11 protein-coding genes are annotated in these 10,116 nt (G+C 72.2%); 4 read left to right on the top strand and 7 right to left on the bottom strand.

Annotated features, from left to right (window positions below; all coding sequences use genetic code 11):
* Positions 1–87 precede the first annotated feature (87 nt).
* On the top strand, positions 88–927 hold the full coding sequence (locus ABZV06_RS28745) for a serine hydrolase (protein ID WP_355236969.1): 840 nt from the start codon (positions 88–90) through the stop codon (positions 925–927).
* Between the two features lie 11 nt (positions 928–938).
* On the opposite strand, the gene ABZV06_RS28740 is transcribed toward ABZV06_RS28745, so the two are convergent.
* Positions 939–1,736 (bottom strand): tyrosine-protein phosphatase, encoded by a 798-nt coding sequence (locus ABZV06_RS28740; RefSeq protein WP_355236966.1) that lies wholly within the window; start codon positions 1,734–1,736, stop codon positions 939–941.
* 43 nt (positions 1,737–1,779) lie between these two features.
* Between ABZV06_RS28740 and ABZV06_RS28735 the strand changes: the two genes are divergently transcribed.
* Both ABZV06_RS28735 and ABZV06_RS28730 read left to right on the top strand, forming a co-directional pair.
* Entirely contained in the window at positions 1,780–2,877 is a 1,098-nt protein-coding gene (locus tag ABZV06_RS28735) for a dipeptide epimerase (protein WP_355236963.1), read from the top strand.
* Positions 2,878–2,937: 60 nt separating this feature from the next.
* On the top strand, positions 2,938–3,855 hold the full coding sequence (locus tag ABZV06_RS28730; RefSeq protein ID WP_355236960.1) for an NlpC/P60 family protein: 918 nt from the start codon (positions 2,938–2,940) through the stop codon (positions 3,853–3,855).
* Positions 3,856–3,879: 24 nt separating this feature from the next.
* Here ABZV06_RS28730 and ABZV06_RS28725 read toward each other — a convergent pair whose 3' ends face one another.
* The 3 genes from ABZV06_RS28725 to pnuC all read right to left on the bottom strand — a co-directional run bounded on the left by ABZV06_RS28725 (position 3,880) and on the right by pnuC (position 6,918).
* A complete protein-coding gene (locus ABZV06_RS28725; protein ID WP_355236958.1) occupies positions 3,880–4,878 on the bottom strand; it encodes a TerC family protein in 999 nt (332 codons plus the stop codon).
* Positions 4,879–5,167: 289 nt separating this feature from the next.
* The gene (locus ABZV06_RS28720; RefSeq protein ID WP_355625341.1) at positions 5,168–6,265 is read right to left on the bottom strand and encodes an AAA family ATPase; all 1,098 of its coding nucleotides are present in this window, start codon (positions 6,263–6,265) and stop codon (positions 5,168–5,170) included.
* Positions 6,262–6,918 carry a nicotinamide riboside transporter PnuC gene (pnuC, locus tag ABZV06_RS28715; protein WP_355625339.1) on the bottom strand — a complete coding sequence of 219 codons (657 nt, stop codon included), beginning with the start codon at positions 6,916–6,918 and terminating at the stop codon, positions 6,262–6,264. The genes ABZV06_RS28720 and pnuC overlap by 4 nt, the downstream gene beginning before the upstream one ends.
* A gap of 84 nt (positions 6,919–7,002) precedes the next feature.
* Here pnuC and ABZV06_RS28710 point away from each other — a divergent pair, with 84 nt between their 5' ends.
* Entirely contained in the window at positions 7,003–7,296 is a 294-nt protein-coding gene (locus ABZV06_RS28710) for an antibiotic biosynthesis monooxygenase (RefSeq protein WP_355625337.1), read from the top strand.
* 102 nt (positions 7,297–7,398) lie between these two features.
* Here ABZV06_RS28710 and ABZV06_RS28705 read toward each other — a convergent pair whose 3' ends face one another.
* The 3 genes from ABZV06_RS28705 to ABZV06_RS28695 all read right to left on the bottom strand — a co-directional run bounded on the left by ABZV06_RS28705 (position 7,399) and on the right by ABZV06_RS28695 (position 10,063).
* Positions 7,399–8,256, bottom strand: a complete 858-nt coding sequence (locus ABZV06_RS28705; protein WP_355236946.1) for a helix-turn-helix transcriptional regulator — start codon at positions 8,254–8,256, stop codon at positions 7,399–7,401.
* A 162-nt stretch (positions 8,257–8,418) separates the two neighbouring features.
* Positions 8,419–8,787 (bottom strand): VOC family protein, encoded by a 369-nt coding sequence (locus ABZV06_RS28700; RefSeq protein ID WP_355236943.1) that lies wholly within the window; start codon positions 8,785–8,787, stop codon positions 8,419–8,421.
* Between the two features lie 430 nt (positions 8,788–9,217).
* The gene (locus tag ABZV06_RS28695; RefSeq protein WP_355625335.1) at positions 9,218–10,063 is read right to left on the bottom strand and encodes a helix-turn-helix domain-containing protein; all 846 of its coding nucleotides are present in this window, start codon (positions 10,061–10,063) and stop codon (positions 9,218–9,220) included.
* Positions 10,064–10,116: the final 53 nt, after the last annotated feature.

The raw sequence follows: 10,116 nt of genomic DNA, 5'->3' as shown, positions 1-10,116 counted from the left end.
CGTCGGCCGCTTGCGGCCGACGCGCCCTTCGCTTCCCCGCCCGGGGTACGTCCGCCCGGCGCCGGTTGATCAGCTACGGTCACCGGCATGAGCTGGGATGATCTCGACGCCCATCTGGACACGGTGCCGGGCACCGTCTCGGCGTACGTGGGTCGACTCGACGCGCCACCGGCCTGGACCCGGCACGCCCGCGCCGGCCACTACGCCGCCAGCACGATGAAGGTGGCGGTGCTGGCCGCGCTGTACCGCGCCGCCGAGGCCGGCTCCCTGGACCTGGACGCCGACGTCCCGGTGGTCAACGAGTTCGACTCGGCCCAGCCCGGCGCGCCCCGGTTCTCCTGCGCCCCGCACTACGACAACGACGACGCGGTGTGGGACCGGCTCGGCGGCACGGCGTCGCTACGCTGGCTCGCCGAGCGGATGATCGTGCGGTCCAGCAACCTGGCCACGAACCTCGTCATCGGGCACGTCGGGCTGCCCGCCGTGGCCGAGGTGTGGTCGCTGGCCGGCGCCCGGGACAGCGTCACCGGCCGCGGCATCGAGGACTTCGCCGCCCGCGACGTCGGCATCACCAACACCGTCACCGCAGCCGACCTGGCCGCCCTGCTGGGCGCGCTGGCCGGCGGCGCCACCACGCCCGGCCGCCTCGCCTCGCCGGCCGGGTGCGCCGCCATGCTGGACGTGCTGCTCGCCCAGGAACACCGCGAGGACCTGGCCGCCGGCCTGCCCGAGGGCATCCGGATCGCGCTCAAGAACGGCTGGGTACGTGGTGTGCGCCACGGTGTCGGCGTGGTGCTGCCCGACGACGCCCCGCCGTACGTGATCGCCGTGTGCACCACGACCGACCTGGACGACGGAGACGACGACGCCTGTCGACTCATCGCGCGCATCTCGGCGCGGGTCTGGGACGACCGGCACCGCCTCTGAGCCCGACGCACTCACTCCAGCAGGTGCGCCCGCAACGCCTCGACCACGTCGTCGGTCAGCCCCAGACCGTCACGCAGGTACGCGTCGAACGAGCCGTGCACCCGGCGTACCTCCTGGTAGCCGGCGTCGAGGTACGCCGCACGGACCTCCAGCACCGGTAGCACCGCGTCGACGTCAAGTGTCGGCTGGCGGCGGCGCATCGCCTCGATGATCACCGCGCGCAGGCTGTCGGTGAGCGCGTTGTTGCGCAGGTACTCGGCCCGGATCGCGGCCTCGTCCACCCCGAGCGCGGTGAGCAGGATGACGGTGAGCCAGCCGGTGCGGTCCTTGCCGGCCGAGCAGTGGTACAGCAGCGGCAGGTTGTCCGGGCTGGCGGCCAGGCGTACCGCCGCGCCGAAGTTGACGCGGGCGGACTCGCCGGTGACGAACCACCGGTAGATCTCGGCCATCGCCCCCGCCGTGCCCTGCCGGGCCAGTTCGGCGTACGCGTCGAGGTCATGGCCGACGAGCACCGCCGAGACGTACGTGAAGACGGGGTGCTCGGGGTCGTGCACCGGTAGGTGCACCACCCGCGGCTCGCCGGCCAGCCGGTCGGTCGGGGCGAGCGCGATCTCCGCGCCGTCGCGCAGGTCGACAACGCAGGCCGGTCCCAGCTTCGCGAGTACTGGCAGGTCCTCGTCGGTGAGCCGACCCAGCGCCGGAGTGCGGATCAGCCGTCCGGCGCGCACCTTCCGGCCGTCGACGCCGACGAGGCCGCCAAGGTCCCGGGCGTTCGGCGCGCCCACCAACTGCCAGTCCCCGATGACCATCGCGTGGTCCTCCCGCCGCTTGTCTGTGTATAGGGTGCCCCATATGACGATCTCGGCGGTACGCACCCACCGGGTTTCTGCCCCCTTACACACCCCGTTCGTCACCGCGCTGCGCCGCACCACCACCGTGGACACCCTGATCGTCGAGCTCATCGACGCCGATGGTCGGTCCGGCTTCGGTGAGGCGCCGCAGGTGTGGCAGGTCACCGGCGCATCGGTCGCCGGCGCGCAGGCGTGCGTGCAGGAACTGCTCGGTCCGCTGCTCACCGGACGCGACCCGGACGACCTGGTGGCCCGCTGCGGCGAGGTGCAGCGGGCGGTGGTGGGCAACGAGGCGGCGAAGGCGGCGGTGGACGTCGCGCTGCACGACCTGGCAGCGCGGCGTCTGGGCGTACCCCTGGTGCGGTTGCTCGGCGGCACGGCGCTGCGCGTCCCGACGGACGTCACCCTCGCCGCGGGCGACGCGGTCGACCTGGCGGCGGCCGCGCGTCAGCGGCGGGCCGACGGTTTCGGCGTGCTCAAGCTCAAGGTCGGCACGGACGCGGCCGGCGACCTGGACCGGGTACGGGCGGTGCGCGGGGCGGTCGGCGCCGGAGTGCGGATCCGGCTGGATGCCAATCAGGGCTGGACACCGCGCGAGGCGGTCCGGGTGATCCGTGGCATCGAGGACGCCGAGCTGGACGTGGAGCTGGTCGAGCAGCCGGTGGCCCGCTGGGACCTGGACGGGCTGGCCTGGGTCAGTGACCGGGTGTCGGTGCCGATCCTGGCCGATGAGGCGGTCTTCGGGGTCCGCGACCTGGTGGAGGTGATCCGCCGCCGGGCCGCCGACCTGGTCAACGTCAAGCTGGCCAAGTGCGGCGGGCTGCACCCGGCGCGCACGCTGCTGGAGTTGGCCCGCGCGCACGGGCTCGGCACGGTGGTCGGGTCGATGATGGAGAGTCAGGTCGGCATCGGCGCGGCGGCGAGCCTGGTGGCGGCGTACGGCACCACGGCGGTCGCCGACCTGGACGCCGCCTGGTGGCTGGCCTGGTCGCCGGTGCAGGGCGGAATCCGCTACGAGGGGCCGACGGTAGTCCTTCCGGATGCCCCTGGCCTCGGCATTTCCGGCCTGGCTGAAGTAAAGATGCAGACTCGTGGTTGAGGATCGGCGGTTTTCTTCATAGGGTTTCCCCCGGACAGCCGACACGAGCTGGGGGTCGACGTGCAGCTACAACCGGGCCGCGAGGCCGTCGTCCGGGTCGCGGTGGCGACGCTGTGGTCATCCCCGGAGGCGGTGCGGCCGGTCGACGGTCCCGCGCTCAGGACCGATGTCGACATCCCGACCTGGGTCTCCGGTCTGGACACCGACCAACAGGTCGGCGACTGTGTGCTGAGTCAACTCCTGCTCGGCGAGCGGGTGCTCGTCGACGACGTGCGCCCGGACGGCTGGGTGCGGGTTGTCGCCGTCGAGCAGCCGGCCGCCAAGCTCGACCCGCGGGGCTACCCGGGCTGGCTCCCCGCCGACCAGCTGACCCCCGCGGATCCCACCGTCGGCGGCGACCCGCTCGTGGTCGACGCCACCGTCACCGACCTGCACGCCGGTCCGGACGGGCCGGTGGTGCTGCCCGGCGTCGTCGTGGGCACCCGCCTCGTCCCGGCCGGCCCGTCCCGGCAGGGCTGGCGGGAGGTCCACGTCCCCGGTCAGCCCACGCCGCTCTGGCTGCCCGACGGACACCTCGCCCCGGCGCAGACCGGGCCGCCCAGCGCCGCCGACGCGCTCGCGGTGGCCCAGCGGCTGCTGGACGTGGTCTACATCTGGGGCGGACTCTCGACGTACGGCATCGACTGCTCCGGCCTCGTCCACCTGGCCTGGCGCCGGTTCGGCGTGCTGCTCCCCCGCGACGCCGACGACCAGGCCGTGGCGACGACCCCCCTGACGCTGGGCGCGGAGCGCCCCGGCGACCTCTACTTCTTCGCCCGGCCCGGCCGGAAGATCCACCACATCGGTATCGTCACGGCCGTGGCCGACGGCCCGACGGACCGGCGGATGCTGCACGCCTGCTACCGGCGGCGTCGGGTGCTGGAGGAGCGTCTGCCGGCCGACCGTACGGCCACCCTCGTCGGCGCGCACCGGGTCTGACCGGCCCGCGCCCGGCCCTGAGCCTCAGCGTCGGGCCTCGGCCAACTCGCGACGCCTGTCGCGGGCGGACTTGACCAGGCTGGCGATGGTGGCGATGCCCAGCGTGCCGATGATGACCAGCAGGGACAGCCAGATCGGGATGTGCGGCGCCCACGCGACGTGCTTCCCGCCGTTGATGAACGGCAGGTTGTTGTCGGCAAGCGCCTCCAGCACCAGCTTGACCCCGATGAAGCCCAGCACGACAGCCAACCCGTAGCTGAGGTAGATCAACCGGTCGAGCAGGCCACCGAGCAGGAAGTAGAGCTGACGCAGACCCATCAGCGCGAAGACGTTCGCGGTGAAGACCAGGTACGGCTCCTGCGTGATCCCGAAGATCGCCGGGATCGAGTCCAGCGCGAAGATCAGGTCGGTGGTGCCGATCGCGATCATCACGATGAGCATCGGGGTGAACAGCCGCCGCCCGTTCTCGTGGGTCGTCAGCTTCGCGTCGTCGTAGCCCTTGGAGATGGGCAGCGCTCGGCGGCTCCACCGGATCAGGAGGTTCTCGGAGAACTCGTCCTCGTCCGGCTCACCCTGCCGGGCCAGGTTGACCGCCGTGTAGATCAGGAACGCGCCGAAGATGTAGAAGACCCAGGAGAACTGTGAGATCAACGCCGCGCCGGCGGCGATGAACCCGCCGCGCATCACCAACGCCAGCACTATGCCGATGAGCAGCACCTTCTGCTGGTACTGCCGGGGCACCCCGAACCGGGCCATGATGATGACGAAGACGAAGAGGTTGTCCACCGAGAGGCTGTACTCGGTGAGCCAGCCGGTGTAGAACTGCCCGGCCGAACTGGCCCCCGAGGCCAGCCAGACGCCGGCGCCGAAGAGCAGGGCGAGACCGACGTAGAAGGCGACCCAGAGGCTCGACTCGCGCACGCTCGGCTCGTGCGGGCGCCGACCGATGATCAACAGGTCGACGAGCAGCACCGCAGACAGTGCGACGAGGGTTCCCGCCCACACCAATCCGGACACGTCCAACGTTCATTCCTCCGGCAGACACGCGGCGTCGGGCACACCGTACGCCCCTGCCGGGGCCGGCGTGCCGCTGTCGCTCACTCTGGTGACTGTCGGAGGTCTCTTCCGCCCCCGGCCCGCGAACGGGACGGCGACCGACGAAGCCGGGCCGACCGTCGAGAATCCGGCGATCGTCCGTGCTGACGACTTCGTCACGGGGGAATACTCCCCTCCTCGGGGTCCATTGTTGCCCACCACGCGCCGTGATCACACCTGGGGCATGGGGTGCCCATCACACACCCTCTTGGTCGTCCTAGGAGGCTAGTGTGTCGGGTGCGGTGATCGGCTCCGCGAACGACCAGCCGGCGGCCAGCAGGGCGTCACAGACCTGCACGGCCCGCGTCAGCCGCTCGGCGTGCGGCCCGGTCAACTCCACCACCGGCACGCCGGACGCGGCCAACTCGTCGCGGAACCGCCCGGTCATCCAGGCCCGCAGGTGCTCGCCGTCGCGCAACCCGTCGTCGGCGAACGGCACGCCCCGGTGGTCGGTCAGCAGGTACAGCGCCGGGCGACGAGCCGCCGAGAGCACCTGCGGCGACGCGCTGCCCAGGTAGCGCTCCTCCCAGACCGCGGTGGCCCGCGCGTCGGTGTCGCAGAACAACAACGGCCCCGACGACCGAGCCGCCGCGTCCTCGGCCGCCTGCTGCTCGCGAACCACCGCGCGGAAGTCGTCCCGGTCCCAGCCGACGTCGAAGACCGTCGCACCGGGCGACCCCTCCCGCAGCCGGGCGAGCTTGCGGGCCGTCAACTCCCGGCCGTACTCCGGCACCCAGACGGTGCCGTAGTGCGCCGCGAGCGCCTCGGCCATCGTGGTGGTGCCGGTCGACTCGGCGCCGACCACCACGACCCGCCGCACGAGAAAGGCCCGCACCGGCGGGCTCAGCCACCGCCAGTGACCCGCCGGGTCCGCGCGCACCGCCGTCCCGGACACCGGCACGGTCCGCCGATCCTGATCGACCGACACGGGTACGGCCCCGAAGCGGCGAGCCAACTCCACGCCGTACGCCTCGGACGAGAAGACGGCGTCCACCTTCTCCGACCCGACCGCCTCCCGGAACACCGCGCAGTGCGCGTCCCAGACCGCCGGGTCGGCGTAGTCCACCGGGTGGTCGTCGTACCGGCCGACGAACCGGACCCACGGCGTGTCCGCGTGCACCTCCCGCAGCCAGTCCAACCGGGCCTCGAGCGGGATCGACTCCCGCCGCGACGGCGCCACCACCACGGTGAGCGCGGCACAGCGGGCAGCCGCCGCCGCGATCAGCGCGTGGTGCCCGGCGTGCGGCGGATAGAACTTTCCCACCACCATCCCGTGCCCGAACTCGGCCCGCCGCGCCTGCGCCGTCCCGCTCACACGGTCACCGGCGCCGGACCGGGCGGCACCGGGGTCGCCCCGTCGAGCCGGCGCTCATCGGCCCGCCAGGCCCGCAGCCCGACCACGCACAGGGCGAGGAACACCACGTACAGCACGGCCGTCAGGTGCAGCCCCTTGTAGGCGTACAACGGGATGTAGATCAGGTCGGCGGCGATCCAGAGCCACCAGCTCTCCACCCGCTTGCGGGTCTGCCCGTACGTCGCCAGCAGGGACAGGGCCGTCGTCAACGCGTCCGGCAGCGGCACCGTCGAGTCGGTGGCCCGGTCCAACAGGACCCAGAACGCGCCGGTGAGCAGCACACCGACGACAGCCAGCGCCACCCACTCCCGCCGGCCGGTCCGACTCACCGTGAGACGGGTCCGCCGCTCACCGCCGAACAACCAGTGCCACCAGCCGTAACAGCCCAGCGCCACGTAGACGACCTGGAGCCCGGCGTCGGCGTACAACCCCGCCGTCCAGAACAGCAGCATGAGCAGCAGCACGTTGGCGATGCCGATCGGCCAGTTGGCGACGCGCTGCCGGGCCACCAGCCAGACGTTGAGCACGCCGGTGACGAACCCCAGCAGCTCCGCCCAGGTCGTGCAGACGCCGGCGACCCGGAAGGCGGTACCGGTGAGCCAGTCGATGATCATGTCGTCTGACCTTAGGGCGTGTGTCGACGCCGGAACAGACCCCGCGGCACCCGCACGACCCCGAGCCGTGAAAGGCTTGCCGGCATGGTGCTTGAGGTCGCGCTGATCGACGTACTGCCCGGACACGAGGACGAGTTCGCCGCCGCGTACGCCCAGGGTCGCCCGGTGCTCGCCGGAACGCCCGGCTGCCGGTCGGTCCGGATGACCCGGGGCATCGAGTCCCCCACCCGGTTCGTGCTGCTGGTGGAGTGGGACTCGGTCGAGGCGCACGAGAAGAACTTCCGGGACACCGACCGGTTCGCGCAGTGGCGCGCGCTCATCGGGCCACACTTCGCCGGACCGCCGCTTGTCGAGCACTTCCTCGACGTACCGGCCTGAGTGGAGCTGTCGTACCCCGCGGTTATCGTGCCTCCCGCACGCGCGGGTCGCCGGTCCCGACGGTCTCGGGGGCGCCGGGCCCGGTGGCCGCGCGGGTGAGCCTCACTGCCCGACGCGGCGGGCCAACGCGGTGACCGTCTCCTCCGGTGACAACGCCGCCGCCAGCAGCGCCTCGGTCATCCGCTCGTACCTGTCGACGTCGAGCACGGTCGCCAGGCGGACGTCGGTGGTCAACGCCTCCAACATCACCGTCCGGGGATCAGCCGGGTCGGGAAAGGCATACCAGGAGTACGGCGTGAGGGGGTGCAGCCCGCCGCCCGCCACCCCGCGGGGCAGCAGCCGCACCGTCACGTGCGCCAGCCCGGTCACCGCCACCAGGTGCCGCAACTGTTCACGCCAGGTGTCGAGCGGGAGGTCACCAGGGTCGCACACCGCCTCGGCGAGCACCGCCGTGTAGCGCGGCGGGTCGGCCCGCCGCAGCACCTCCTGGCGCAGCGCCCGGGCCCGCACCTCGGCCTCCACGTCGACCTCGGGACTGAGCAGAACGCCGGCGGCGACCCGCGAACGGGCGTACGCCGGCGTCTGGAGCAGCCCCGGCACGACCGACGGCTGGTACTCCACGATGTCGGCCGCGCCCGCCTCCAACTCGGCGTACACGCGTTGCCGCTCGCTCATCTCGCCGAGCGTCTTCCACCAGCCGCGACTCGTGGCCGCGTCCCGCGCGATCACGATCAGCGCGTCCCGGGCCGGCCCGGGCACCTGGTAGACGTCGAGCAGATCCAGCACATCGGCGAGATCCGGCCGGCTCTGACCCAGCTCGATGCGGGACAGCTTCGACGTCGAGGCCCAGCCCAACCGGTCGCAGACCTGTTCCAGGGTCAGCGCCTCGCGTCGGCGTAGTTGACGCAGCTCAGCGCCGAGCCGCGCGCGTCGAATGACAGGACTTGTTGGCAACGGCATCCCCGCCTCCCCATCGAGGGAGAGTACGCAGGACGATCACCCAGTGCAATAGCGCGCTTGCGCACCGCAACCGAGGTGATCGTGCGGAGCCGGGGCATCCGATGTCGGGCAGGCCGATGTTCCCTGCTCAGGGCCGGGTAGTGGCGCAGGGCCGGTGATGCCTCAGGGCCGGTACGTGCCGAATGACCACGGGATGCCAGCGAGGTCACGGGCGGCGTAGTCCCGGGACCCGTAGTCGGTGTCGAACGGCTCCCGGGTGATGTCCGCTCCGGCGGCGCGGGCCTGAGCGCAGTGGGCGTCGACGTCCGGCACGGCCACGTAGACGGACCAGTCGTCGTCGGCCAGCCGCGACGCCGCGCCGACCCGGGGACCGAGCATGATCATGCCGGTGTCGAGGACGAGTTCGGCGTGCGCGACAGTGCCGTCCGGCGCCTCGTGCACGGCGTGCACCTGGAAACCGAACGCGGAACAGAGCCAGTCGATCGCGGCGCGAGGGTCGGGGTAACGAAGGATCGGATAGACGGTTCGCATACCGACCAGTCTCCGCTCCGACGTCCGTCCCCGATTGGACGAATGTGACCCGGGCGGGTCGACCTGCGCGGGACCAGCGCGGGACCAGCGCGCGGGGCAGCCCGCACCACGCCACCGGGTTCCTGCAATCCCGGCAGGGCGACACTGCCGCAGGCGTCCTTTGCTCTGCTTCAGTAGAGGAAACAGGCGGTGTCCGATTATCGGACACCGAGCGTTTCCTGGGTTGAAGCAGAGCAAAGGACGCACCACCACCCTGCGCCCCCGGCCGCCTCGACAGCCGGGCGCAGTTGGGTCTTCGCTGTCCGGGGGCTGTCGGCGTGGGCGGGACACCCCGACGTCCGTGAACCCGAGTCGATCGTCGGCCGCCGCGGCTCTCGGCGTGCCGGCGCTTTCGGCGTGCGGGGCGTTCTCGGCCGGCGGCGTTCTCGCGTCAGGCGGTGGAGCGGGCGGCGAGCAGCGCCGCCGGTGTGGTGCCGGCGAACTGGCGAAAGTCCCGGATGAGATGGGACTGGTCGTAGTAGCCACACCGGATCGCAACCTCGGCCCAGTCGACGGCCCGCTCCGCCCCAGCGGGCCGCGGCCCGGTCGTGGCGGAGACGCCGCGCAGCGCCGCGTGTGCCTGCTGAAAGCGCAGCAATCGAGCGGCCGTCTTCGGGGCTAGCCCGACCTCCTCCCGGAACCGGGCCGCCAGATGTCGTCGGCTCCATCCCAGCTCGGTGGCGAGGGCGCCGATACCGTCGCGCCCACCGCTGGCCACGAGCCGCCGCCAGGCCCAGTCGAGGCGGGCGTCGACGGCAGGGGCCCCCGCCAGACGGTCGGCGAGCGCCGTGTCGAGGAGCGCGAAGCGTTGCGGCCAGCACGCGGCGTCGGCGAGCCGGTGCCGCAGTCGGTCGAGCCAACCGCCGGGGAGTTGCCCGAGGCCCACTGCCCTGTTGGCCACCTCGGCCAGCGGCAGACCGAGGACGCGTCGGGCGGTCAGCGGCGTCAACAGCAGCTCGACGCCCTCTCCCACACCCACCGTGCGGGTGGTGCACCAACCGTCGAAGGTGCCGGCCACGAACGAGTCCACCCGCTCGATCCCACGCTCCGCGCTGCGCGGGTCGACAACGTCCAGCGGCGCGCCCCAACCCAGGATCAGCACCACGAAGACGCCGGCCGGCTCCCGGCGGACCAGCGGCACGTCGGCGCGTTCCCGATAGCCGATGTACCGGTCGACGAACGGGCGCAACCGCATCTCGGGGAGCCCGATGACCAAATCGTCGTCGACCGGACTCATCGCACCCCGACCGCCCTTCCCGCATCCCCCCGTACCGTTGGTGACCAGGGTGG

Origin of the sequence: Micromonospora sp. NPDC005172 (assembly GCF_040608555.1) — a bacterium.
Lineage (GTDB): Bacteria > Actinomycetota > Actinomycetes > Mycobacteriales > Micromonosporaceae > Micromonospora.
This window is presented reverse-complemented; position numbering and strand designations above follow the sequence as displayed.

What these genes read in the sequence shown, in the direction of transcription:
- ABZV06_RS28745 (WP_355236969.1), top strand. Translation starts at nt 88, where the DNA reads ATGAGCTGGGATGATCTCGACGCCCATCTGGACACGGTGCCGGGCACC.
- ABZV06_RS28740 (WP_355236966.1), bottom strand. Translation starts at nt 1,736, where the DNA reads ATGGTCATCGGGGACTGGCAGTTGGTGGGCGCGCCGAACGCCCGGGAC.
- ABZV06_RS28735 (WP_355236963.1), top strand. Translation starts at nt 1,780, where the DNA reads ATGACGATCTCGGCGGTACGCACCCACCGGGTTTCTGCCCCCTTACAC.
- pnuC (WP_355625339.1), bottom strand. Translation starts at nt 6,918, where the DNA reads ATGATCATCGACTGGCTCACCGGTACCGCCTTCCGGGTCGCCGGCGTC.
- ABZV06_RS28710 (WP_355625337.1), top strand. Translation starts at nt 7,003, where the DNA reads ATGGTGCTTGAGGTCGCGCTGATCGACGTACTGCCCGGACACGAGGAC.
- ABZV06_RS28705 (WP_355236946.1), bottom strand. Translation starts at nt 8,256, where the DNA reads ATGCCGTTGCCAACAAGTCCTGTCATTCGACGCGCGCGGCTCGGCGCT.
- ABZV06_RS28700 (WP_355236943.1), bottom strand. Translation starts at nt 8,787, where the DNA reads ATGCGAACCGTCTATCCGATCCTTCGTTACCCCGACCCTCGCGCCGCG.
- ABZV06_RS28695 (WP_355625335.1), bottom strand. Translation starts at nt 10,063, where the DNA reads ATGAGTCCGGTCGACGACGATTTGGTCATCGGGCTCCCCGAGATGCGG.